A 22,322-nucleotide genomic window follows, 5' to 3' on the forward strand; every position below is an offset into this window, starting at 1 on the left:
ACTCGTTTCCTGGAGGTCTTGCGCAAAACCATCCACAGGTGCTTCGCCCCGGCCGGCCAACGCGATGCAATCTCGTCTCGGTGCTGATAATCTGACTGACGCTGAGCAACGACTCGGCAATACGTCAGGGGAGGCGAATCATGGACATAGTTGGCTTGCTGATTACCTTGCTGATCGGTGCTGTCGCTGGCTGGCTGGCTGGCGTTATCGTTGAAGGCTCGGGCTTCGGCTTTTTTTGGAACATCCTCATCGGTATAGCGGGCGCCTTTATCGCGGGCTGGTTATTCCCACGTCTAGGCCTTCGTTTAACGATCGCCGGTGGCGTTATCGGTGCGATTGTCACGGCCGCGCTCGGTGCGATCGTTCTGTTGGTCGTGGTCAACCTGATTCAGCGGCTTATCGGCTGATCCGTTACCTGTGGGCCGGGCGGTAGCAAAACCGTAAGCCTTGTACGCTCGCTTGCCGCCAGCCTGCCGGTCTCAGAGGCGTGCAGAGTTTGAGGGTCGTGAATTGGTGTCAGCGATAGGCGCCGATTGACGCGGGATCTATGCCTATGGGCGTTGTCGAGGTAGCGTTCGCAAGGTCGAACGAAAGGAAGAATCGATGCGTCCCAAACGTCTTATGACTGCCTCGCTTGTTTTTACGATCCTTGTTGTCAGTGCGGTGACGTTGGCCGTTGCAGAGCCCCAGATTATTGGCGAGCGAGACGGTAACGACATTGTCACGGTCCGTGGTGTCGACCAAACCGGGTCGAAGCAAGAGCTCCCGATCTTCCCTGGAATCTCGGACAAGACAGCAGGCGCGACGGGTCTGTCCTTGTTGAAGGTCGTGATACCGCCGGGCGCGACCGCCAAAGCCCACGTTCACAAAGGCTATGAGTCCGCTGTTTATCTGATCCAGGGGCGTGTTGAGACGCGCTTCGGCGATGGTCTCAAAAAGACTGTGGTCAATGAAGCGGGAGACTTTATCTTCATCCCGGCAGATGTTCCCCATCAGCCGCGCAACTTAAGCGACACAGAACCTGCCATCGCGATTGTTGCGCGTAACGCTCCAGACGAACAAGAGCACGTCATCGAGTACCCGACGCATGGGGCTTCTGAGGATTAGATGCTTTTGCCGGTTAGAAAGCTGTTGGCCGCATCGAATCTCAATGCGACCTGGCGTCTCGTCCGCGCGTCCAGGCCAAGATTTCAAGGCTCTTGCAAAGCGAGATAACGAGCTCATCGGCCGGGAGCGATATAGCTGCGGCTAAACCAACTCGCCGTCGCAGCTCTCTGTCGAGTGTTTCTACCAAGTCGAGCGGATCAACCGCGTTGGCCACCTCCTCCAGCCATTGATGAAGCGGGGATCCCGTCAACGACTGCAGATCGTTTGCTACAGGCAGGCCTTCCAAGGTGGACAAAAGGGTACCCCACGCATCGATCGGCTTGAGTTCCTCTTCGAAGCCGCCGAAGGAGTTGAGAAACCTTTGTACATCCAGATGTTTCGCCATTCGTGTCCTCCTCGCCGTGAGGAACCCCGACGCTGAAAGCGCCGGGGCCTAGTCCACCGCGGTGGAGAGTAGAAGGAGGAGGCGGCACCGCGATGCACGTCTAAGCTACGGGCACGCACCAGCCGAAGATCAGCAGCTTACGAAGATGTAATCCGTTCGCTTGACAGCGCTGAGGCGGAACGACATATCAGTGATATATTATAACATACTAGTCGGGAATTTTTCATGGACCAAGAGGCCCGCGGACGGGCGTCCGCTAAGAAGGCAGAGTTGCGCGTCGTCACGACAGACCCAGTTGTGCACGGTCACGGCTTCCACAGGACTGCCGAGCCACAAATGCAGGAACCGGAGGTTGTCGTTGTGACGACAACTCCAGCAGAACCGGGATCTCCGCACCGGGTTGTCAAAGGCGACCGGCTCGACATTCTTGACCAGATTTGGTCCCCAGGCTGCGCTGCTTCGATATGGAAGCGTAAAGCACGCTGGCCGCTTCTAGATCGGTTGGAGGAACTCAGTCCCGAACAATTGCCAGAGCTGCGTATGGCCACGGATCCCGATCACGCGCTCAGCGCATTGGGCACCGAGGTTCAGCGACTGGGGCTGGGAGATAGCAGCTTTGGACCAGACCTGCTTGAGGACGCAAGCAAGCTCGTGCGTTCCTTCTGCAGTGTCATGAAGACGAACACCGTTCGCCTGCGCTTCGATGTCATTCGGAGCGAGGCGTGCCGAAAATTCCACCTCGATAATGTCGCCGCACGCTTGCTTTGCACATATCGAGGACGTGGGACGCAATATGGCCAGTTTAGAACCGAGGGTAACCCCGATCCCATCCACGAGCTCGCGACCGGGGATGTCGGACTATTTCGCGGGCAGCTTTGGCCAACCGGCGAGGGGTCCGGCATCGTGCATCGTTCGCCACCAATATCGCAGGGCGGAGAGACGCGGTTGCTGTTCGTAATTGATGACGGAGGCCCGGAGGCGGGCTGCTAGCAAAGTGCGGCCGATGCGCTAGGCCTCCAAGCCTGCCCGACCAACAGCAAACGCTGACTCGACGAAGCTCAAAAGGGCATCCGGTAAATCGACCAGTGTAAGGATCTGTTCGGCTGTCGCCACGGCTCCCACGTAGCCGTCCGTGTGCCAATGGCCCGGATGCGGCGGATCTGGAAGATCTGCTGGATCCAGGTGTGGCCAAGGGTTCACGTAGAAGTAGGGCTGCCCGTAGCTCTCGTCGCCGGGCGACATACCAATCCCAATACCACGCGCCGCCTCGGCGCTGCCGGCCTCAAGCTGGACATAGGTCGCAATGTCGAAATGGTGAGGCCAACATCGAACGGGACTAGGGCCTGGCTCGAGATCCGCATAATTCTTCGCGAAGTCGGACAGAACTGTGTTTGCGAGATCGAACCAAGCCGCAAGAGCTGTCAGTTGCACGGAGGCGGTCTGCGCCGAGAACAAATCCAACTTGGCGACCGCTTCGGGCAGCTCGTATGGCAAGGTGACCTTTGATGCCGGATTCAGTCCGGACTGGCCCAGTTGCCGGTCCAGCCACTGGAGAGCGCCTTCTGTTGTTTGTGCTTCCATATCGAGTTTCACACGCGTTGTGCCGTCCTGGACCACATCGAGACGAAGCGGGCTGAGCGACAGACCAATCAGCATTGCTCCATCATCATGAGGCATCGGCTGCGACAAGAAACGCTTTGAGGTTGCGTCCCACCTGAGGCTGGAGTGGCTATCGTCGGTTTCGGGCTCCAGGTTCGAGCGCGCGGCCAAGGTTAGGAGCTGAATGGCCTTGTGTGTCATGCACCGCGCTCCGACAAGAGACAACGGCGCGCACGCGTGAAGATCTTTATCCAAGTCCATTGAAGGTCACTCCTCAGAGGACTGAACTAAGAACTAACCCTTATACCAGCTCCGCGTCGGTCATCACCTCTACGAGGGCAGGCTTGTCTGCATTCAACGCTGTAGCAATCGCCTCTTTCAAATCAGCAGTCTCGGTGACCTTGGCGCCGTGTCCGCCGCACAATCGCGCATAGGCCGCGAAGGACGGATTGTGCAAATTGGTCTCCCAGACGGGCCATTCACCGGCGCGTTGCTCCTTCGAGATTTTGCCGAGCTCAGCGTTGTTGAGCAGGATATGCGTGATGTTCATCCCGTACTTTACGAGTGTCGCGAATTCCATTGGGTACTGACCGAAACCGCCGTCGCCGGAGATCGAGACAACTTTACGCCCTGCGAATTCAGCGACGTCTTGGGTCGCAGCCCAGGCGCCCATTGCTGCCGGCAGCGCAAACCCAATCGATCCGAGATAACCAGACATGAGAACGCGTTGCCCGGTTGTTTCGAAATAGCGTCCGAATGAGTAGGTGTTGTTGCCAACATCGACCGCAATGATCGCGTCAGCAGGACACAACTCTGAGAGGACATCGAACAACGCGACGGAGGAGACGCCCTGTCCACGCTCTTCGCGAAGACGCGTCCGTTTCTCTTCGCGCCACATCGCCCAACGCTCTGTGAGCTCTCTGACCTGGCGGTCGTCGCTCCGCGGGTCCAATCTTTCGCATATGGCACGGCAAAAGGCGCCGATTTCCCCCCATATCGGGAGTTTCACCGGGTGAAACTTGCCGAGCTGCATGCGCTCGAAATCGACCTGAATGATTGGCTTGGAACGATCGATTCCAGTGTGATTTGCAAAGGATGAGCCGAGCGACAGGATCAGGTCCGACTCATTCATGAACCAGCTGGCGATCGGTGTCCCAGATCGTCCGAGTACGCCGGCCGCGTTAGGATGATCGTCCGCAATGAGGCCCTTTCCCTTGAACGTCGTCATGACCGGTGCGCCCAGCCGCTCGGCAAGTTCGATAACGGCGTTCCGTGCGCTGACAGCACCATGCCCCATCACGATAATGGGACGCTTGGCATTCTGGATCAGGTCGCTGGCGGCCTCCAAAGCGTCTTCGGATGGAACCACAACATCTTCACCGATTCTGCCCTGTGGGCTCCCAGCCTTGGCGTCGCTCGGTATTGTCTGGACATCGTCGGGGAAGATCAGGTGCGCGACATCGCGCTCTACAATCGCGGACTTGCAGGCGAGCGTCATCAGTTCCGCGTGGTTCGATGTTGTCAAAACCGGTTGCGAGAATTTTGAAACGGCCTCGAATGCAGACTTGAGGTCGATGTCCTGGAAGGCGCCTGGGCCGAATACTTGTGTTTGCACCTGACCCGTCAACGCCAGTACCGGTGCGCGATCTACTTTGGCATCCCACATGCCCGTCAAGAGGTTGGTTGCACCGGGCCCTGCAATTGTCAGACACGCTGCGGGCATCCCCGTGAGTTTGCCATAGGCAGAAGCTGCGAACGCAGCCGCCCCTTCATGACGTACTCCGAAATACCTTAGCTCTCCATCCGATACGCGCCGTCTTATGGCATCTGCCAGTCCGAGATTTGAGTGGCCGACCATGCCAAACACGCTTTTGACGCCCCAATTGACCATGGTCTCGGCCATGACGTCCGTGGTCGTGCGCTGGTGCTCCGGCTCGGGCTTGAGCCCGACAAAGACCTCGCTATCCAGGATTTTCAAGGGGTAGAGCTGCTGCCCCGTATCTTTATGTCCCCCAGGGGGAGCGCCAGTGAGTGGATGGAAGTCCCAGCCGTGCCACGGGCAGCGGATCCAGCACTGTCCGTCCACCCCTGTCTCGATAGATCCTTCGCCAAGTGGGCCGCCTTGATGAGGGCACTTGTTGTCCATGGCGGCCCATTGGCCATCGAAGTGAGAGAGGCAAATCGACATGTTCCGTGGCGTGACGGTTTTGACACGCCCCTCCGGGAGGTCGTCCACATGGCCAACCTTTACCCATTCCAAGTCCGCTTCGCTCATAGCTTGATGCCCAGCCTTATGTCTTATTCGGCCTCACTGTATCGCAATGCGCCCATGCGCGGGCGCATCGTTTCACGTGCGCCGACGTCAACATACCGCAGCCTCATCGGCTGGCACGACGATTCCATTACACATCGTCGTGACGGGATGAAGATCTACGATTTCCTAAGCTGCGAGCGCTTCGCGTTCATGAGGCGTATCGAAGTCGAGCTTCGGACCGACGGCTACGACGCCGGTGGGATTGATCGTGCCATGGCTCTCATAATAGTGCCGCCGATTGTGCTCGAAGTTCAGCGTGCTGGCTACGCCAGGTTGCTGATAGAGATCGCGCACATAGGCCGAGAGCGCGGGATAGTCCGCGAGGCGCTTCAAGTTGCATTTGAAGTGCCCGTGATAAATGGCATCAAAGCGCATCAAAGTCGTGAACAAGCGCCAGTCGGCCTCGGTGATCCGTTCGCCCGTCAAATAGCGCTGCTTCTGCAGGCGCTCTTCGAGCCAATCCAAAGTCTCGAACAGCGGGTACAGCGCCTCTTCGTAAGCTTCTTGGGATGTGGCAAAGCCGGCTTTGTACACCCCGTTGTTCACACAGTCGTAGATGCGGTCGTTGAGCGCATCGATCTCCTCTCGGAGGTCCTCCGGGTAGTAGTCGCCGGGCTTCGCGCCGACGCCGTCGAAGGCGCTGTTGAACATGCGGATGATCTCCGAAGATTCGTTTGAGACGATCGTGTTCGTCTTCTTGTCCCATAGTACGGGCACGGTGACGCGCCCCGAATACTCAGAATCGGCCTTCAGGTAGATCTCGTAGAAATATTTCGAGTCGAATAGGCGGTCGCCAACGACGCCAGCATCGTCTGGCTCGAAGGTCCAGCCCTTGTCGCCCATGTACCAATGGACGAACGAGACGTCGATCATATCCTCGAGACCCTTGATCGAGCGAAATAGCAGCGTTCGATGTGCCCAAGGACAGGCATAAGAGACAAAGAGGTGGTAACGGCCTGGTTCGGCCTTGAAGCCGCCGCGTCCTGTTGGACCTGGTGAGCCATCGGCCGTCACCCAGTTCCGAAACTGCGCCTTGGATCGGACGAAGCGTCCGCCGTGCTCCTTCGTATTGTACCAAACGTCTTGCCAGACGCCGTCAACTAGTAAACCCATAGCAAGTCAACCTCTCGTGGGATCGCCGCCAACCAAACAGGTGGCGTGAAAACTGTAGCGTGCGTTACAGAAATCAATGTGGTGCGAGTCGTTTGAAGTTCAAGGGTAGGTCCGCCCCCTTGGCTCATCCGCCGAATGAGTAGTTCGCCGAGGGTCGCTCAGAACACGCCGAACATGCCGAAAACGCTGACGCGCTGGCAGAAAGGCCGGTGCCTGATGCGCCTCAGCGCGGGGCGAGCGAGGCGATCATCTCGTTCAAGACTTCAGCCATATTCATGGCGGCTGCGAAATTAAACTCGTTGATCGCGACAAAGGCTGCAACGCCCCTGTTTGGAGCAAAGGCGATGTAGGAAAACGTCCCTTGGAGACCCCCAGCCTTCTGAAGGATTAGTGGGCGATCTCCGTCAGGCATCATCACAACCCAGCCGAGCGCCATCGCGTCCATGCGGCCGGATTCGTCCATGCCAGACACAGGGTTTAGATTGTCGCGCACAAGATAGGCCGCGTGGTCCAGCATCCTGACCTCAGCATCCTTTTCATCAAAGCGGTCCAGGTGCCATTGCATCCAGCGCAGCAAGTCTTTGGGCGTCGAATACAGGCCGCCAGAACCTACGATGACGTCTCCCGTGGGCACGTTGCGAAGCGCCTTTCCGTCGAAACCATGGCCCTCCATCAGCCGGTCCCGTTGGTCATCGGACAATTCGAACACGGTGTCGCGTAGGCCGAGCGGTCCTGTGATGCGTTTCTTGAGCAGTTGCGGGTAGGGGGTCTTCCCAGCTGCGGCAAGGCCGATGGCCAAAAGATCGAAAGCAAAATTCGAGTAAAGAATGCCCGTGCCAGGCGGAAAGAGAAGCTCGTTTGCGCCGAGCCAATTCGAGAAGGCATCCCTTGTGATCGGGCTGAAGGGATCGCCCTCAGGGCCCGGCTCATGCGGAACTTCGCGGGGTAAACCGGCAGAATGCGTCACGATGTCGATGAGTCTAATCCGTGAGGTGTTGGGATCCTTACCTTTGCCGAACTCGGGGGCGAGCGACTCCAGCGTTTGCGTGAGAGACACTTTTCCATCGGCTGCGAGGTCAGCAAGCACCTGGCCTGTGAAGGCTTTGGTGATCGACCCAATCCGCAGCACGGTGTCACCGTCAGGTTTCTCCCCGCCGTCGACGCGCTCGCCGAAGCCGTATATGGCGGTTTCGCCGTTCCGAACCGCGCCAATCACAAGCCCCGGCACCTTGCTTTGTATGAACAAGACCGTGCCGGTGAATTCGACCGTCTCTTCGAGTAGAGGATCCGCAAGCGCCGACGGGGAAGAAGCGACTGTCGCAAGGGTGTAGCCAAGGAAACCAAAAAGGGCAGTCCGAAAACGGAAGGAGGCGGTTCCTGCGTGGGTGGACATATCGTTGGGGCCTTCGGTGCTGTTACTATTGGACTTCGGTTCTTTAGAGGTGCTTATAGCCGCTTCTGCGCGCCATCACATAGGACGGAGACAGATCGAGTGCGCCATTCGGCATTGTCTTTATTCTTGATTTTCCTGTTGCCACTCGTTGCCGCGGACGCCGCCGCGACAAGCGATGTGCAGCTGCTTAGAAAGCTGTTGATCGAGCGGTTGGCACTCATGGAGCAGGTCGCTGCCTACAAATGGAACAACGATCTTCCCATCGACGATCCGGTTCGTGAAGCGAATGTCCTGAACGTTGCGGTAGCACGAGCACGTGCGGCCGGACTGAAGCCTGAGGCAGCGCGGCGCTTTATCCTTGCCCAGATGGATGCTGCCAAGATGATACAATGGTACTATTTCGCAAGTTGGGAGGAGCAGTCGGTCGGGTCCATTGACGACGTGCCCGACCTCGTCGGGGAACTGCGGCCTAAGATTGGCGCGCTTTCGGTCGAGCTCGTTTCCGTTGTAGCAATGAGCCAAGCACAATTGCACACTTGCCCGGCCATCGCCGTTTTGAGGCCCATTCCGCCGGAGTTCTCTGGCGTCCCCAAAGTTTGGGCTGAGGCCGTCAGCGGTATCGTCGGGAATCGTCCGGACTGTTCGTAGGAACGTGCCTTTGCGGACAAGCAGGTGAGCCGATTGGCTCTGGAAATGTTCACAGTTTCCTAACCAGAACGCTGGGTTCTCGGGAACCGTGCCTTGGTTTCGCGAAGATTCGTACCTAAGTGGTTTCTTGTGCCGATTTGAGAACCCAAACTGATGCGACAATGAAAACAATCGCTCCCATAATCTTTGCCGGGCTTATCGCCTTTTCTATGGCGGGATGTGCCGTCGAAGTGCCACTGTCAGCGTTCCGCTTGGGAACGCCGGGCACGGAACAGGCGCCCACGCAGACGCCCCAGCCCGAACGCTCCAACCCGAACAGCCAATAGCAACCAACCCGCTATGCAGTTGAAGGAACGGCCAACGCGCCGCGCGCTCTAGCCGTCGCTAACTGCAATGAAATGGAACTGCGTGAGACAGCAAAGCGATCGTGCTAGGCGAAGTCGGACAGCTTCCCGAAATGATCGGCGAGCATGTAGTAGACCGTAACCCGGTTCTTGTTCCGAACGTCCTTCATCTTATCGCCGATGCTGGCGATCGCACCATCGAGCTCGTCGTCGGACATGCTGAGGCCGAGCTTCTTCTTGAGGAACTTCTCACGCACGCGTTCAAGCTCGGACTTGTCAGTGAAAGATACGAGCGACGCATCCCGACTCTGCAATGCTATGCCACAGTGGCGGATGATGCCATCGATTGCGGTGTCATCCGCATCCGGCACATATTTCTTGACGTCTACGCTCCAATCAGTGTCGGTCATCAATTCCTCCCATCAGCTTTTGGCGACCTTCAAATGTCACATGACGGCTCCCTACGTCTGTAGGGGCAGCTTATGACAAGACGATTGCAGAGCGACGTTAGAGTATGCTGGCTTTTGCGCTGGTTTAACGGTCGATTTTGGTGATCTTCGAGCCTTCGAGCGTCAAATTGTACATGAGGCCCTTGGGATCCAATACGAAGCCGATCACCGGCTGTGTGATCTTGTCCGTGTCGATGGATCCGCCGGCTCCGAGCGTGATGATCGCCACGGACGCGTCCACGCCGATCTTGAAGCCCTGAAGGCTATAGAACTGATCGAGCGCATCGCGGGTCATGAACATGATGATGACTGATCGCTCTTGGACACCGAGCTGAAATCCGAATGAAGCGCCGACGATATTGTAGTAACCGGCTGGCTTCTTATCGACGATTAGCATGCCTTCGCCATACTCCCCGCCAATGCCAAAACCTGCTTTGACGATCGATGGAAAAACCAGGATTCCCACGGCTTTGTTGGCAAGCGCCCTGGCGCCGCCGATCTGATCGACGAAGCTGTGCAGCGTTTCGTTTACGTCGTCTTCGATTTGTTCCGCAGTTGCGGCCTCGGCGAGCGACGGCGTAGAGACCAACGCGGTACATGCGAGAAAGGCGGCAAGCAGGCTTGTTGTCAGAGATTTCATCACGCAGCTCCTTTGGGTTCCCCGGGTCGCGCTATAGGGCTGTATTGTGGCAGCGCTTCGCCCCGTATGGGGCAAGAATGGGCGGGATAGGTGGAACCCGATCCTTTGCCTAGTAAGCACGCGCAGCGACCCGGGCTGTAACGTCGCCTCCGCTAAGCCACGTCGCTTTTCGAAGCGCCCACGATACGGTGCGGGTGCGTAAAGACTTCGAACCCGTCTTTGCGAGCGATGGCGGCCAGAGTCATCCCGCATGTCTCGGCCATACGGACGGCAAGTGCAGTAGGCGCCGACACTGCGACAATCACGGGCGCGCCGATCATTGCCGACTTCTGAACCATCTCAACGGATACACGGCTGGTTAGCACGACGACCCCTTGCGCCGCGTCGCCACCATTGCGCACACTGGCACCGGCGAGTTTGTCGAGGGCATTGTGCCGCCCCACATCTTCGCGCACCGCAATCAGGCCTCGTGTCGGCTCCCAAAAGCCGGCCGCATGCACCGCGCGCGTTTCACGGTTGAGCTCTTGATGAGCGGCGAGCGAAGAGACCGCAGTCATAATTTCTTCCGGCGTCAGAATCCGGCCCTCGCCAACAGCCGGGGGTGGTCGCATCGCTTCGTTTAGGCTCTCAACGCCGCAAAGGCCACAGCCGGTTGGACCCGCAATTTTGCGGCGGCGGCCGAGAAATTCTGCGGCGTCCTTTGCTTTGAGCCAAACGCGGAGCTCGATGCCCGTCTCTTCGAAAACAGTCTCCACAGTGTCAATGGCGTCAGCGGACGACACGACTCCTTCTGTCAGGGCGAAGCCGACAGCGAAGTCTTCGAGATCTTGTGGCGTCGCCATCATCACCGCGTAGGAAGCGGTATTGAACGTGAAGGCGATCGCGGTTTCTTCCGGAATTGTTCGTTGGCTGCCGGTCATCCCAGCCGAGGCGGATTCCGACCGCCAAACCGAACGTGGGACGCGGACGCTAGGGGACGGCATACTTTGCTCCGGGGCTCTGACCTGGGAGCGCGAGGGGCTCCCTCGAGAATCACTTTAATACATAGTGGACCATAACAGCCTTCGCCACGTCACGACGGTGTGCGAAAAACGGCTGATTTCTGGGATATTCCATCCCTGCGCGGCTCCGACGACGCAGAATTGCTATTGTCATGCGCGCATCTGGCGGGCCTTTGCCCGCCGCAACGAGCTGATGTCAGGGAGGACAAGGAAATGGCTAGTACGACCGCCTTAAGGAGTCAGTCGGATATTTGGTGGGTATTTTTGCTCGAAGGGATCGCATCGATCATCTTTGGGTTTTTGCTGATAACCCGGCCCGCAGAAACGCTGGTAGCGCTGGTAATTTTTCTCGGTTTGTACTGGCTGTTCGTCGGTGTGCTTGAGCTTGTGCGGGTGTTCGTGGACGACACAGTGCCTTGGTACTGGTCGCTGATCATCGGTGTTTTGGGCATTCTGGCCGGCATTATCGTGCTCAGGCACCCAATCTTCTCCGCCATTGTGCTGCCCACGGCGATTGTTGTGTGGCTCGGCGTCCTCGGCGTCGTGATGGGCATTATTGCGATAATTGGGGCATTCACCGGCGGCGGCATCGGCTCGTTCATATTCGGATTGATCAACCTGATCATCGGCGTAATTCTCCTGGGAGCACCCATCCCGGCGGCCGTCGCTGTCCCGCTTGTATTTGGAGCGCTCTTGCTGATCCAAGGCGTGATCCTGATCGTATATGGGTTCAAGGTCCGCGAGTAGGAGTGCTAGCGGCTACCGATTGGTTCGAGTAGGGAGAGCCGTGCGGGGAGGAGAGTGTGAAGTTGCAGTCGCCGAGTAAATTCCTCCTCGCAGGCCTCTTTCTTGCGATGTCGGCTGGGCCGGTCATAGCCCAAGACCAGAAAACACCGTGCACCGAAGACGCCATGATCGTGTTCGACGCGTCAGGGTCTATGGCCGGAAACCTCGGTCAGGGCATCATGACGGAGAAACCACGCATTTTTGAAGTGCGTCGCGCGCTCGGGCGCGTTCTGCCGAACGTAACCCAATATCGCAAGGTAGGATTGATTACTTACGGTCCTGGTCCGTACAGGCAATGTAATGTTCAGCTCGATCTACGCCCCGTTCCCGATGCTACGGACCCCATCATGACCGCGGTTTCGGGGCTGAATCCTGCAGGCAAAACCCCGCTAACCGAGGCAGTGGAACAAGCGGCTGAGGTGCTTGAGCATCGTAAGAAGCCTGGGGTTGTCGTTCTGCTTACGGATGGCGAAGAAACTTGCGATGGCGATCCCTGTGCCCTGGGAAAGAAACTCCTGGCGACCAGCAGCAATTTGACCGTCCACGTCATTGGCTTCCAAATGAAGAACTTCACTTGGATCGGCGAATCCAGCGTGTTGGACGTTAAGTGCCTCGCACAAGAGACGGGCGGAGTGTATATCTCCGCGGAAAACGAAGAGGACCTCGTGAAGGCCTTCCAGAAGACGCTCGGCTGCCCAATGATGTCGGCGTTAGAGCCCCAAGCTTCCCATCGATAACTCAAAGTTGCTAGGACTACGCCCCTAGTTTGCCGTAGGGTGATTTGCCGGCAAGGTGGGGTGGTATCGATGTCTCAGATTGGTTGGATAGTTCGTTGCGGGCTTGCACTTGCGCTCATCTGCCTATTGTCGACAAAAGGCGTCGCGGCCGAAGAGATGGCGCCGTGCACCGAAGACGCCATGATCGTCTTCGACGCATCGGGATCCATGGCGGGCAGTCTCGCTGAGGGCATCGGCGCGAAGATCCGCCGTATCGACGAGGTTCGCAAAGCGCTTGCCACGGCGCTACCGCGCGTCACGCATTTCCGGAAGATCGGGCTCATCACCTACGGCCCAGGTCCTTACCAGCAATGCAACGTCAATCTCGACTTGCGTCCGACCACGGATGCGGCCAAGCCGATCTTGGATACGGTCGATCGGCTCAACCCGGCGGGGAAAACTCCGATGACGGATGCCGTCGAGCAGGCAGCAGAGGTTCTCGATTACAAGTCCAAGCCTGGAATTGTCGTGGTTTTGACTGACGGCGAGGAGACTTGCGGAGGTGCGCCCTGCAATCTCGGCGACAAGCTCAAATCAGATGGCGCCCAGCTGACAGTCCATGTCATCGGCTTCCGAATGACGGCCTTTTGGACGGCTGCGCAGAGCGCACTCGACGTAAAGTGTCTGGCCAGGGAGACAGGCGGCCTCTACATCGCAACGAACAGCCAGGAAGAATTGGTCCGTGCTTTCGAAAAGACGCTTGGCTGCCCCATAATGTCTTACTTGGATCCGCCGGTCTCTCAGCAGCATGCATCTACAATTAGGAGCGAGCGCCCATAGGCGATACTGTCTTCGTCTGCGTCCTCCAAACGTGATGGCAGGAGCTGAGGCATGAAGAGTGTCCCCGCGTTTCTTCGGTGCGCCGCCCTGGCGCTGCCTATTATTTTGGCCGGCATCGCGCCTGGGCTCCCGGCCGAGACGCGGAAGCCATGCACTGAGGACGCAATGATCGTGTTCGATGCCTCCGGGTCCATGTCGGGGAACCTGGATACATTCAGCACGGTCCCGAACTTGCGTATCGACGAAGTTCGGAGAGCGTTGCGTCGTGTTCTCCCGAGAGCCGCGCAGTTTCGCAGAATTGGTCTGATCACCTATGGCCCTGGGCCATATGACCAATGCAATGTGTCGCTTGATCTGCGGCCGAGAGCCAACGCTGCAAACCCCATCATGGGCGTCGTCAACGACCTCCGTCCCGCGGGTCAAACACCTCTGACAAAAGCGGTCGAGCAAGCCGCGGAGGTCCTGGAGTATCGCAATAAGCCTGGCACGGTTGTCGTTCTGACGGATGGCGAGGAAACGTGTAACGGTGACCCCTGCGCGCTCGGCAGGAGGCTAAGCGCGGAAAACCCAAGCTTGACCGTCCATGTCATCGGTTTTCGTCTTCAGGCCGACTTTTGGCTTGGGGCGCAGAGCTTTATGGACGCTCAGTGTCTCGCCGAAAAAACAGGCGGAACTTATTTGAATGTTCAAGGCGAAGACGATTTGGCGAGGGCATTCGAGCAGACACTCAGCTGCCCAATGATGTCCTTGTGGCGCCCACGACCGGTTCAGTACAGCAAATAGGGTGTCCTTAGGGCTTCGAAGTCCGCCACACCCTTCGTCCAGCTTGCGGCGATCTCGGCCACGGGCACCTGCGCCTCGACTTGTTCGCGCAATTGCGGTGACCCCGCGAGAATGTCGATAGGCATTTTCTCATGCTCGTACTCGTAGGGGCCCTCGCGCCAAGCGAAGCGATCGGGCGCGAGCCCCATGCACTCGCGGATCAGCGCGGCGCCAACGATGACAGGCTCGAATTTTTCACGGGCGGTGACGTGGAGCTGGCAGCCACCGCAGGGCGTCTTGGCATGCTTTTGGAAAGTTGGTTCGAACACAACAGGCCGGAAATAAACGCCCTCGAAGTCGTGCGCGTTCATGCGGGCGGCGAGTGCATCTGCATCGAGATACGGCGCGCCTATCAGTTCGAAGGGCCGGGTGGTCCCGCGTCCCTCTGAGACCATCGTGCCTTCGAATAGGACGGTTCCGGGGTACACGATCGCCGTCTCCAAAGTCGGCATATTGGGCGAGGGCATTATCCACGGCACGTCGGTCTCGTCGAAATAGGTCTCGCGCGCCCAGCCTTCCATGGTCACGGTCTCAAGAGGCGCGCCGATTTCAAACTGCTCGTTGAACAATCTGGCGAGTTCCGCCACGGTCATCCCGTGGCGCATGGGAATAGGAAACTGTCCGACAAAGGACTCGTAACCGGGTTCCAGCATCGGGCCCGCAATCTGCGATCCCCCAATCGGATTGGGACGGTCGCACACGACCACGGGCGTCCCCGTCTTAGCTGCCGCGCGTAGGCAATTCGCCATGGTGTAGATGAAGGTATAGATACGCGAACCCACGTCCTGTAGGTCGATCACGAGCACATCGATCAGATCGAGCATATCCTTCGTCGGCTCGCGGGTTTCGCTATAGAGAGAAAAGATCGGGACACCTCGCTTTGGGTCGGTCGTATGCGGCGTCTCGATCATGTTGTCTTGTAGGTCGGAGTTGAACCCGTGCTGGGGACCAAAGATCGCCGCAAGCTCAAAGGTGTCTGAGTTTGCAAGCATATCGACGATGTGTCGGTAGCAATGATCGACCGAGGCTGGATTGGCCAAAATTCCGACTTTGAGCCCGACAAGCCGATCTGAGGCGAGCAGTCGTTCGGAACCGAGCAACATCGCCTAAAGCCCTCCTGCTGGGATCTGGCCCCGCTGCGCATCGAAAATCCGGCTTTCCGGCATTTTTCATCCCCCAAAGTGCTAACAGTCCGGCCAATCCGAGCCGGACCTATCGCTGAGCATCGCCAAGGACTTACCCGGAGTCTCCCGATCTTTCCACGCCCCATTTATCAGGCCTTGGTCAAGTGGCTGTCGTTGGGGCTGGCGACGGGGCGCGTTTTGCGACAAAAAGCGGGGAGAGAGACGCCTTTAGTGAGAAAAGCGGGGCGACATAGGTTCAGGCTGGGCAACCACCGCCCAGCACGATTGTAGCGTTGAGAGGAATTGGGCATGGCGGAAAAGATTCGCACCGCAGTGGTAGGCACGGGGTATTTTGGACGGTTCCACGCAAATCATTACACCAAGAACCCCAATGCAGATCTGGTGGCTGTGGTGGATGCGGACTCCGATCGGGCCAAAGCGATGGCCGAGGAATTCGGTGCCGAAGCCTTGACGGATCATCGGGAGATTTACGGTAAGGTCGATGCGGCAAGTGTCGCGGTGCCGACGCCCTACCATTTCGACGTGGCGCGCGATCTCATCGATGCCGGACTTCATGTCAATGTTGAGAAACCGATTACGGAGACAGTCGAGCAGGCGCAGGTTCTTACAAAGCTGGCGGAGGAGCGTGGCACGATACTGCAGGTGGGCCACATCGAGCGCTACTCCGCTGCCTATCGTGTGATCTCGGAGAAAATCGACCGCCCGCTCTACCTTGAAAGCTACCGCATCGCGCCGTGGAAGGCGCGCGGGGTCGACGTTGACGTCATACTCGACCTGATGATTCACGATATCGATATGATCATCGGCCTGGTTGGCTCGCCGGTCAGCAGCGTGGATGCGGTTGGTACCGGCGTCATGGGACGTAAAGTTGACATCGCCAATGCGCGGATCAATTTCGAATCCGGCTGCGTAGCGAATGTGACGACCAGCCGGATCAGCTACAAGACAGAGCGTCGCTTGCGGGTCTTCTCCCACAGCCAATATCTCAACTGCGATTTGGGCGAACGCAAAATCTTCGGCTATAGCCTACGCGGCGATCCGATGACTGAGGGGCTGGGAGCCATTGCCACCGACACAGTGGATATCCCCCAAGAGGACAGCCTTGGCAATGAGATCGCTTCCTTCCTGGACTGCGTTAGGACTGGGAAGAAACCCTTCGTTGACGGCTATGCCGGTTCCGAGGCACTGCGGGTCGCCGTGATGATCAACGAGAGCATTGATGCACAGCTCAAGAAGGTGCAAGCGTGGCTCGCGCCTGGATCGCCCGTTACGGTCTCGGCTAAGAGCTAGTTGCCAGGCTTATTCTCAGCTGAGCCTTTGGCTATAAGATCAAGCACGACTTTGGCGGCACGCCTGCTGGGTGGTGGATCGACATCGCCAAGAACCTGCAAGACCTCAGCGAAGCCTTCTTGCTGCGCTGCGCGCGCTTCGGGAGATCCGAGAAGGTTCGCGACCTTCTCTGCGACGGCGGGCGCGGTGCATTCCTCTTGCAGGAGTTCCGGAACAACTTCGCGGTCGGCCAGCAAGTTGACGAGTGAGGCGTATTTTACCGCGATCGGCATCCGGCGCACGATAAAGGCGGTGAGGGCGCTGACCCGATACGCCACTGCCATCGGAACGCGAGCAAGACCAAGTTCGAGCGTTACGGTGCCAGATTTCGCCATGGCAACATCGCTTGCCGCGAAGGCATCAAATCGCTCAGCGGGGTTCGTTACGTGCAAGACGGGCAGCGGCCAGTCTCGTGTCTGCGCTCGGACCGTTTCCGCGACATTTGGCGCGACGGGTATCACAATTTGTAGATCGCGATAGCGCTCCGATAAGAGTGCTACAGCCTTGGCGAAGACCGGCAGCATGCGCCGCACCTCGCTGTTGCGACTGCCCGGCACCACGCAAAGCAGCGGCGCCGTATCAGCAATGCTATGGGCGTCGCGGAATGATTTACCGTCTCCCGCCATCGCGGACTCAATCGCGGGGTGTCCCACATAGGTGGTAGGCAGCCCATGCTTGGCAAAGAAGTCGACCTCGAAGGGCAGCAAGGCCATCAGATGGTCGACGCGTTGTCCCAACGTCTTGGCCCGCCCGGCGCGCCAAGCCCAGGCTTGTGGCGCCACGTAGTGCACGATGGGAATGCCAGAGCCGCGCAGCTTTTTGGCAACGCGCAATGTAAAGCTTGGTGCATCAACTGTTACAACGAGGTCTGGCTTCGTCTCACGGATTTTGTCGGCGGTCTGGTTCATCCGCTTCAGGATGCGGGGCAGGTGGGGGACGACTTCGGCAATGCCGATCAGCGCCAATTCGCGCATGGGAAACAGGCTTTCTAGTCCCTGTGCCTCGCATTGGGGCCCGCCGATGCCGGAAATATTGACGCGGTCGTCCGTCATCTCCCGTAGGGCGCCGATCAGACGCCCCGCGAGATTGTCTCCTGAGGGTTCGCCCGCGATGATGAAGACCCGCGGCTCCTGCCGGCTCATTCCAACGCCTCGTTCATGTTGCGCGAAGGTAGGACTTAGGGCACTTGGGGTCGAGTTGTCTCGGAAAAGTTGTGCCCGCCACCGTCCTCTTCAAATAGTTTGCTGCGTCTATTCCGCGCTTGCAACGCGTTCAGGGTCCGCGGCTGTTGAGAATGCTAACTCAAGCAAATGCGAAACTTGGCCCTGAACGTATCGCCAGGTGCCACCAGGCGAAGGCCATCTTCGCTGATAAGCGCGTTTGTAGGCGCAGTCATCGGCTCGAAGGCGATAAAGTTCTGATCATGAGGGCCGTACACTTGCGTGTGCGTATATCCGTCCAGTAGGTCCACAGCGATCTCGTGGCCGCCATATGAAATCGACAGTGTGGCCTCCGGCTCTAGAAGGGCGAAGCCATCGTCGAAACTCTGCGTTCCAAGCGCATCATCAAGGCCCGGATAGGGCTCTGCTTCGCCAGTCGGGATTTGGCGCGCATCCAACTTAAGGTGACGCATCTTCGGAAGGTGAATACGCCAGTTCCTGCGATCTCCCTCTAGGCCGATATAGGGATGAAACCCGAAGCTTACTGGTACGTCGATATCGCCAGTCGCCGTCAGCGACGTCTCGATTTCGAGACTGCCCGGCGCGATTTTGGCTTTTAGTGACAACCGGCAGGGGTACGGAAATACAGCGAGGCCCTGTGGATGAGACCATTCGAAGTCCGCGGCCAGAGCCGATTCCGACGTGTCAACAACATCCCATTTCATATGAGGCCACATCAGCCCATGCATGGGCAACCCGTTTGCGTCGTAACGCAGGACGAGCGACTGAGGTGGCAGTGTAACGCCGCGGCCCGCGACCTCGTATCGAAAGTCTGCGAGGCGGTTGGCAAAAGGAAAAAGGAAGGGAATTCCGACGGTACGATTGCCGGCTGCGGCAACGATGAGGTTGTCGATACGACGTAGTGCCTCGATGCCGTTCTTTTTCAGCGAAACGCCGATCATCCCGTAGCTGGGTAGTAAGATTGCATCGGTGTCTCCTGCAAAGATACGCGTCGCTCTGCTGTCAGCGAGCAAGTTAGGAACAGGGTTCGTCATCACGTACATCTCCGTTTAGGCGCCGCCGAAGCCGACCCTCACGCGGACCGCTTGTGGGACTTGTCACATCGTCAGTGTACCACTCATTACCGGGATACACCGGCCCCCGACCTTCGTTGCTGTGACAACCCCGTTGCGCTTGGCCGCGATGGCTTCCACTAAACTTGGACGCCCCATGTCGACCCCTTGACCGATCCGCGCTTTGAAGACCAAGTCGGGCTTTCTGTTGAGATGCGCCAACAGGCCGATCAAGGCCACATTCGCCGAGCCAGTGGCGGGATCCTCGGGTATGCCGTGAAGTGGCGCGAACATTCGCGCCTGTATAGGCGGGTCGCTTTTGGGCTCTCGGACATAGAGGAAAAGACCGGCAGCCGAGTCACGAGGAAGATGCGCCGAGAAGGCAGATACGTTCGGCGTCGCGGCGCTTAGCGCGGTCCGGTCCTTGAGTTGGGCGAACAGAAACGGATTGCCAGCGCTCGCGATCAATGGGAGGTGGCGCCTCTGCTCGATGGCCTGTGTGGAGAGCCCACAAAGGTCCGCAACAATACCGGGTGCCACACCCGAACCCACCATCAGCGGCTGAGGAGCCGCGACTTGGGCTCCAACAATACTCCCGCCGTTCCGCAGCACATTGACATTCACCAATCCACTCAGCTCCTCGAAGACGAGCGTATCGTTTGCATAGGCGCGTCCCCGGCGCGCTGCCTCGGATGCAAGTACATAAGCGGTACCGACGTTCGGATGGCCGGCAAAAGGTAACTCCGCGCGGGGCGTGAAGATTCGGATGCGGGCGGTGTTGGCGGGGTCTCGCGGGCGAAGCACGAAGGTGGTCTCCGAGAGATTGAACTCGGCAGCCACACTCTGCATTTGCTCCGTTGTCAACGTATCAGCACCCTGAACGACAGCTAGCGGGTTGCCGCCAAACTGACGCTCGGCGAAGACATCGACAGTGTTATACCGAAGCAGCGTCATGTCAGCGCTGCACCATATAGATCCGTGCGGCGGTCTCTGAAGAACCCCCAGTCGGCGCGATAGGCTGAGATTTCGTCGAGATCAAAACGTCCAAAGATCGCGCCCTCGGCATTCTCATCCATACTTGCGACGATCTCCCCCGTGTGATCAGCGGCGAAGGAGTGGCCGTAATAGCGTTGGTGAACACCGTCATTGTTTTCCTCACCTATCCGATTTGCGGCAACGACGGGGATAGCGTTAGCGACCGCGTGTCCCTGCATGACACGTTGCCAACGTGCACGGGTGTCGAGTGAGGAGTCATACGGTTCTGTGCCTATTGCGGTGGGGTAAACAAGAAACTCTGCGCCCTGGAGTGCCATAGCCCGCGCTGCCTCTGGGTACCACTGATCCCAGCAAATGCCGACACCCATCGTGCCGTATTTCGTGCGCCAGGCCTTGAATCCGGTATCGCCGGGACGGAAGTAATACTTCTCATGGTAGCCAGGTCCGTCGGGAATGTGGCTCTTGCGGTAAACACCCAAGAGAGTGCCGTCCGCATCGGCGATGGCGACGCTGTTGTAGAAGTGCGGGCCATGCTTCTCGAAAAAGGAGATCGGTATCACGACCTTCAGTTCCCTCGCGAGGCCGCTAAGAACGCGTACGCAAGGGTGCTCGTCTACGGCATAAGCGGTCTCGAACCATTTGGGGTCCTGGCGCGTGGGGAAGTAGATCCCTTGGAGAAGTTCGGGCACGACCACGACGTGCGCACCCTGGCTGGCCGCCTCACGGATCAAGGCCACGATCCGTTCGATATTGGTGGCCATATCGTGACCTAACGCGGTTTGAACCGCAGCAACCGTTACCTCGCGAGCCATGACCTGTTCCGACTTTTCTGACCTGTTGGGTCTCTCACTTGGCGAAGAGCCGCCCGCGAGCGTAGTCAGGTTCCTCGCGGGTGATGCAATGGAATGCGCCCCCACCGGCGTCGCCGGCTCCCAAGAGACTTGAGGCTGACAGACCAACAACTTTGCGGTCCGGAAATACGGCTTGCAAGCGCTTGAGTGCATCGGCTTGTGACCTTGTGCCAAACACCGGCACGGCCACAATGCCATTTGCAATGACAAAGTTAAGGTGCGAGGCGGGTGCTACCTCTCCATCGGCGTTGAGGAAACGCCCAGGACTTGGGATCGAGACAATATCGATCTCTCGCCCCAATGCGTCTGTCGCACCGGTTAAATTTTCAGCGACCGCCGCGAACACTTCAGCGTTCGGGTCGTCTGGTTCGACCGGTTCTTGGATAACGATCCGGCCGGGCCCCACAAATCTTGCAACGTTGTCGACATGGCCGTCAGTGTGGTCGCTGGCGAGCCCCACATCGATCCAGAGAATCTTGCGCGCACCCAGAGCGGCGCGCAGCAAGTCTTCTGCCTCTGCTTGCGACCAGCCGTTCCGGTTTTTGTTGAGAAGAGTCTGCCGCGTTGCGAGAATCGTGCCGGCTCCATCGTGGTCGATAGCGCCGCCTTCCAATACGAACTTGAACCGGCGCGTGGGAACGCCCGCGAGCGCAGCGAGCCCGTCGCCGACGGCCTCGTCGCCGGGCAGAAGGAATTTACCTCCCCATCCATTGTTGCGGAAACGAAGTCCACAGGGTCCGTTCAGGTCGGTGGCGAAGAGGGGACTGGTGTCACGGAGCCATATGTCACCGTATGCCAAGGGAACGAGCTCAGCGACATCTCCGACGGCGCTCGCTGCCGACTGCCGTGCTTCGGAGCTGCTGACAAGAACGCGAATTCGGTTGTTGGGCGCGAGCGCCCGAACGAGCGCTGCGACGTCGCGGCGCGGGGATTCGAGGTCGCCGTTCCACTCTTTCGACGACGCTGGCCAGGCCGTCCACAGTGCTCGCTGAGGCGCCCATTCGGGGAAAAGGCGCACATGAGCCGGAGGCCTACCCTTCATCGTGTGTCGCAATACTCGCTGGAAAGAAGATCTGAAAAGGAGTTCGCTACACCGTTTTCGTGGGTGCCCACATACCCTGGTGCGGCGGATACTGGGCGCGATGCTGCGGGCAGGAGGATTTGGTGAGCAAGCGGAGAGTTCAGGCGCAGCAGTGGGTTGTCGGCGATGTGTTCGATGCGGCTTTCGTCAGCTCTAGGCTGCGGAGGGCGCATGGGCACGTGTGCACCAAGCGCCGTGATAGTGTTCGCTTCGGCGACCCTTAGGCCGCAGCGACCCAAACGCCAGCGACATAACCAAACGCCACTGCATCCGGGTTCTTCTGAGCTGCCAACACGAGCTGATCCTCAGCGTCCACCTTCATCTCGCGATCGCTGAACTGGTGCGCCTCACTGCTGCGCTTTAAGTCGTCTTTATTGTAGCCGCTAAGCAGAATTACCGGCTTGCCGCGAACGACAATCTTGGGGAGTGCCATACCCGCCTCCAAATGCGCCGTCCTCAAGATGCGCTCCGCTCATTTATGCGTCGGAGACGATTTCATCTCTGCAGACAACATTTTCACTACGGCGACC

General features: G+C 58.4%; 24 protein-coding genes. 9 read left to right on the forward strand and 15 right to left on the reverse strand.

The genetic code is table 11. From position 1 onward, the window contains the following. Nucleotides 1-140: 140 nt before the first annotated feature. Nucleotides 141-407, forward strand: coding sequence for a GlsB/YeaQ/YmgE family stress response membrane protein (locus AC33YF_RS01130; RefSeq protein WP_491775352.1), 267 nt, complete (start codon nt 141-143; stop codon nt 405-407). Between the two features lie 196 nt (nt 408-603). Continuing rightward, nucleotides 604-1,107, forward strand: coding sequence for a cupin domain-containing protein (locus AC33YF_RS01135; RefSeq protein WP_491775353.1), 504 nt, complete (start codon nt 604-606; stop codon nt 1,105-1,107). 40 nt (nt 1,108-1,147) lie between these two features. On the opposite strand, the gene AC33YF_RS01140 is transcribed toward AC33YF_RS01135, so the two are convergent. Then, nucleotides 1,148-1,492 carry a hypothetical protein gene (locus AC33YF_RS01140; RefSeq protein WP_491775354.1) on the reverse strand — a complete coding sequence of 115 codons (345 nt, stop codon included), beginning with the start codon at nt 1,490-1,492 and terminating at the stop codon, nt 1,148-1,150. A gap of 225 nt (nt 1,493-1,717) precedes the next feature. On the opposite strand from AC33YF_RS01140, the gene AC33YF_RS01145 reads away from it, so the two are divergent. After that, a complete protein-coding gene (locus tag AC33YF_RS01145; RefSeq protein WP_491775355.1) occupies nt 1,718-2,482 on the forward strand; it encodes a DUF1826 domain-containing protein in 765 nt (254 codons plus the stop codon). A gap of 18 nt (nt 2,483-2,500) precedes the next feature. On the opposite strand, the gene AC33YF_RS01150 is transcribed toward AC33YF_RS01145, so the two are convergent. The 4 genes from AC33YF_RS01150 to ampH all read right to left on the reverse strand — a co-directional run bounded on the left by AC33YF_RS01150 (nt 2,501) and on the right by ampH (nt 7,911). Continuing rightward, the gene (locus AC33YF_RS01150) at nt 2,501-3,292 is read right to left on the reverse strand and encodes a hypothetical protein (RefSeq protein WP_491775356.1); all 792 of its coding nucleotides are present in this window, start codon (nt 3,290-3,292) and stop codon (nt 2,501-2,503) included. 100 nt (nt 3,293-3,392) lie between these two features. Further along, complete coding sequence (locus tag AC33YF_RS01155; RefSeq protein WP_491775357.1) at nt 3,393-5,366, reverse strand: thiamine pyrophosphate-dependent enzyme; 1,974 nt, start codon at nt 5,364-5,366, stop codon at nt 3,393-3,395. A 165-nt stretch (nt 5,367-5,531) separates the two neighbouring features. Next, a complete protein-coding gene (locus AC33YF_RS01160; RefSeq protein WP_491775358.1) occupies nt 5,532-6,518 on the reverse strand; it encodes a glutathione S-transferase family protein in 987 nt (328 codons plus the stop codon). A 223-nt stretch (nt 6,519-6,741) separates the two neighbouring features. After that, entirely contained in the window at nt 6,742-7,911 is a 1,170-nt protein-coding gene (ampH, locus tag AC33YF_RS01165) for a D-alanyl-D-alanine-carboxypeptidase/endopeptidase AmpH (protein WP_491775359.1), read from the reverse strand. Nucleotides 7,912-8,025: 114 nt separating this feature from the next. On the opposite strand from ampH, the gene aroQ reads away from it, so the two are divergent. Beyond that, nucleotides 8,026-8,559 (forward strand): gamma subclass chorismate mutase AroQ, encoded by a 534-nt coding sequence (gene aroQ / locus AC33YF_RS01170; RefSeq protein WP_491775360.1) that lies wholly within the window; start codon nt 8,026-8,028, stop codon nt 8,557-8,559. Nucleotides 8,560-8,989: 430 nt separating this feature from the next. On the opposite strand, the gene AC33YF_RS01175 is transcribed toward aroQ, so the two are convergent. The 3 genes from AC33YF_RS01175 to fdhD all read right to left on the reverse strand — a co-directional run bounded on the left by AC33YF_RS01175 (nt 8,990) and on the right by fdhD (nt 10,975). Beyond that, the gene (locus tag AC33YF_RS01175; RefSeq protein WP_491775361.1) at nt 8,990-9,313 is read right to left on the reverse strand and encodes a DUF2853 family protein; all 324 of its coding nucleotides are present in this window, start codon (nt 9,311-9,313) and stop codon (nt 8,990-8,992) included. Nucleotides 9,314-9,437: 124 nt separating this feature from the next. Then, on the reverse strand, nt 9,438-9,992 hold the full coding sequence (locus tag AC33YF_RS01180; RefSeq protein WP_491775362.1) for a BPSL1445 family SYLF domain-containing lipoprotein: 555 nt from the start codon (nt 9,990-9,992) through the stop codon (nt 9,438-9,440). A 152-nt stretch (nt 9,993-10,144) separates the two neighbouring features. Next, a complete protein-coding gene (gene fdhD, locus AC33YF_RS01185; protein ID WP_491775363.1) occupies nt 10,145-10,975 on the reverse strand; it encodes a formate dehydrogenase accessory sulfurtransferase FdhD in 831 nt (276 codons plus the stop codon). Nucleotides 10,976-11,206: 231 nt separating this feature from the next. Between fdhD and AC33YF_RS01190 the strand changes: the two genes are divergently transcribed. The 4 genes from AC33YF_RS01190 to AC33YF_RS01205 all read left to right on the forward strand — a co-directional run bounded on the left by AC33YF_RS01190 (nt 11,207) and on the right by AC33YF_RS01205 (nt 14,118). After that, nucleotides 11,207-11,740 (forward strand): HdeD family acid-resistance protein, encoded by a 534-nt coding sequence (locus AC33YF_RS01190; RefSeq protein WP_491775364.1) that lies wholly within the window; start codon nt 11,207-11,209, stop codon nt 11,738-11,740. A 56-nt stretch (nt 11,741-11,796) separates the two neighbouring features. Further along, nucleotides 11,797-12,516 carry a vWA domain-containing protein gene (locus tag AC33YF_RS01195; RefSeq protein ID WP_491775365.1) on the forward strand — a complete coding sequence of 240 codons (720 nt, stop codon included), beginning with the start codon at nt 11,797-11,799 and terminating at the stop codon, nt 12,514-12,516. A 69-nt stretch (nt 12,517-12,585) separates the two neighbouring features. Continuing rightward, the gene (locus AC33YF_RS01200) at nt 12,586-13,335 is read left to right on the forward strand and encodes a vWA domain-containing protein (protein WP_491775366.1); all 750 of its coding nucleotides are present in this window, start codon (nt 12,586-12,588) and stop codon (nt 13,333-13,335) included. A gap of 51 nt (nt 13,336-13,386) precedes the next feature. After that, nucleotides 13,387-14,118 carry a vWA domain-containing protein gene (locus tag AC33YF_RS01205; protein WP_491775367.1) on the forward strand — a complete coding sequence of 244 codons (732 nt, stop codon included), beginning with the start codon at nt 13,387-13,389 and terminating at the stop codon, nt 14,116-14,118. Here AC33YF_RS01205 and AC33YF_RS01210 read toward each other — a convergent pair. Continuing rightward, on the reverse strand, nt 14,103-15,260 hold the full coding sequence (locus tag AC33YF_RS01210; RefSeq protein ID WP_491775368.1) for an exo-beta-N-acetylmuramidase NamZ family protein: 1,158 nt from the start codon (nt 15,258-15,260) through the stop codon (nt 14,103-14,105). The genes AC33YF_RS01205 and AC33YF_RS01210 overlap by 16 nt on opposite strands. A gap of 330 nt (nt 15,261-15,590) precedes the next feature. Here AC33YF_RS01210 and AC33YF_RS01215 point away from each other — a divergent pair, with 330 nt between their 5' ends. After that, entirely contained in the window at nt 15,591-16,592 is a 1,002-nt protein-coding gene (locus AC33YF_RS01215) for a Gfo/Idh/MocA family protein (RefSeq protein ID WP_491775369.1), read from the forward strand. Here AC33YF_RS01215 and lpxB read toward each other — a convergent pair. From lpxB to AC33YF_RS01245, 6 genes are all read right to left on the reverse strand, one after another. Further along, the gene (gene lpxB / locus AC33YF_RS01220; protein ID WP_491775370.1) at nt 16,589-17,773 is read right to left on the reverse strand and encodes a lipid-A-disaccharide synthase; all 1,185 of its coding nucleotides are present in this window, start codon (nt 17,771-17,773) and stop codon (nt 16,589-16,591) included. The genes AC33YF_RS01215 and lpxB overlap by 4 nt on opposite strands. Before the next feature lie 155 nt (nt 17,774-17,928). Next, complete coding sequence (locus AC33YF_RS01225) at nt 17,929-18,846, reverse strand: aldose 1-epimerase (RefSeq protein WP_491775371.1); 918 nt, start codon at nt 18,844-18,846, stop codon at nt 17,929-17,931. A 63-nt stretch (nt 18,847-18,909) separates the two neighbouring features. Further along, entirely contained in the window at nt 18,910-19,818 is a 909-nt protein-coding gene (locus AC33YF_RS01230; RefSeq protein WP_491775372.1) for a PhzF family phenazine biosynthesis protein, read from the reverse strand. Further along, nucleotides 19,815-20,672 (reverse strand): N-carbamoylputrescine amidase, encoded by an 858-nt coding sequence (gene aguB / locus AC33YF_RS01235; RefSeq protein ID WP_491775373.1) that lies wholly within the window; start codon nt 20,670-20,672, stop codon nt 19,815-19,817. The genes AC33YF_RS01230 and aguB overlap by 4 nt, the downstream gene beginning before the upstream one ends. Nucleotides 20,673-20,706: 34 nt before the next feature. Further along, the gene (locus AC33YF_RS01240) at nt 20,707-21,753 is read right to left on the reverse strand and encodes an agmatine deiminase family protein (RefSeq protein ID WP_491775374.1); all 1,047 of its coding nucleotides are present in this window, start codon (nt 21,751-21,753) and stop codon (nt 20,707-20,709) included. Between the two features lie 259 nt (nt 21,754-22,012). Continuing rightward, nucleotides 22,013-22,225 (reverse strand): hypothetical protein, encoded by a 213-nt coding sequence (locus AC33YF_RS01245; protein ID WP_491775375.1) that lies wholly within the window; start codon nt 22,223-22,225, stop codon nt 22,013-22,015. Between the last annotated feature and the right edge of the window lie 97 nt (nt 22,226-22,322).

Source organism: Methyloceanibacter sp. (assembly GCF_058506495.1).

Bases quoted from the DNA above. Each gene is read 5' to 3' on its own strand.
- AC33YF_RS01160 (WP_491775358.1), bottom strand. From the start codon at position 6,518: ATGGGTTTACTAGTTGACGGCGTCTGGCAAGACGTTTGGTACAATACG.
- AC33YF_RS01130 (WP_491775352.1), top strand. From the start codon at position 141: ATGGACATAGTTGGCTTGCTGATTACCTTGCTGATCGGTGCTGTCGCT.
- AC33YF_RS01180 (WP_491775362.1), bottom strand. From the start codon at position 9,992: ATGAAATCTCTGACAACAAGCCTGCTTGCCGCCTTTCTCGCATGTACC.
- AC33YF_RS01190 (WP_491775364.1), top strand. From the start codon at position 11,207: ATGGCTAGTACGACCGCCTTAAGGAGTCAGTCGGATATTTGGTGGGTA.
- AC33YF_RS01215 (WP_491775369.1), top strand. From the start codon at position 15,591: ATGGCGGAAAAGATTCGCACCGCAGTGGTAGGCACGGGGTATTTTGGA.
- AC33YF_RS01155 (WP_491775357.1), bottom strand. From the start codon at position 5,366: ATGAGCGAAGCGGACTTGGAATGGGTAAAGGTTGGCCATGTGGACGAC.
- AC33YF_RS01205 (WP_491775367.1), top strand. From the start codon at position 13,387: ATGAAGAGTGTCCCCGCGTTTCTTCGGTGCGCCGCCCTGGCGCTGCCT.
- AC33YF_RS01175 (WP_491775361.1), bottom strand. From the start codon at position 9,313: ATGACCGACACTGATTGGAGCGTAGACGTCAAGAAATATGTGCCGGAT.
- AC33YF_RS01150 (WP_491775356.1), bottom strand. From the start codon at position 3,292: ATGACACACAAGGCCATTCAGCTCCTAACCTTGGCCGCGCGCTCGAAC.
- fdhD (WP_491775363.1), bottom strand. From the start codon at position 10,975: ATGCCGTCCCCTAGCGTCCGCGTCCCACGTTCGGTTTGGCGGTCGGAA.
- AC33YF_RS01245 (WP_491775375.1), bottom strand. From the start codon at position 22,225: ATGGCACTCCCCAAGATTGTCGTTCGCGGCAAGCCGGTAATTCTGCTT.
- AC33YF_RS01140 (WP_491775354.1), bottom strand. From the start codon at position 1,492: ATGGCGAAACATCTGGATGTACAAAGGTTTCTCAACTCCTTCGGCGGC.
- AC33YF_RS01145 (WP_491775355.1), top strand. From the start codon at position 1,718: ATGGACCAAGAGGCCCGCGGACGGGCGTCCGCTAAGAAGGCAGAGTTG.
- AC33YF_RS01240 (WP_491775374.1), bottom strand. From the start codon at position 21,753: ATGAAGGGTAGGCCTCCGGCTCATGTGCGCCTTTTCCCCGAATGGGCG.
- aguB (WP_491775373.1), bottom strand. From the start codon at position 20,672: ATGGCTCGCGAGGTAACGGTTGCTGCGGTTCAAACCGCGTTAGGTCAC.
- lpxB (WP_491775370.1), bottom strand. From the start codon at position 17,773: ATGAGCCGGCAGGAGCCGCGGGTCTTCATCATCGCGGGCGAACCCTCA.
- AC33YF_RS01230 (WP_491775372.1), bottom strand. From the start codon at position 19,818: ATGACGCTGCTTCGGTATAACACTGTCGATGTCTTCGCCGAGCGTCAG.
- ampH (WP_491775359.1), bottom strand. From the start codon at position 7,911: ATGTCCACCCACGCAGGAACCGCCTCCTTCCGTTTTCGGACTGCCCTT.
- AC33YF_RS01210 (WP_491775368.1), bottom strand. From the start codon at position 15,260: ATGTTGCTCGGTTCCGAACGACTGCTCGCCTCAGATCGGCTTGTCGGG.
- AC33YF_RS01200 (WP_491775366.1), top strand. From the start codon at position 12,586: ATGTCTCAGATTGGTTGGATAGTTCGTTGCGGGCTTGCACTTGCGCTC.
- AC33YF_RS01225 (WP_491775371.1), bottom strand. From the start codon at position 18,846: ATGACGAACCCTGTTCCTAACTTGCTCGCTGACAGCAGAGCGACGCGT.
- AC33YF_RS01135 (WP_491775353.1), top strand. From the start codon at position 604: ATGCGTCCCAAACGTCTTATGACTGCCTCGCTTGTTTTTACGATCCTT.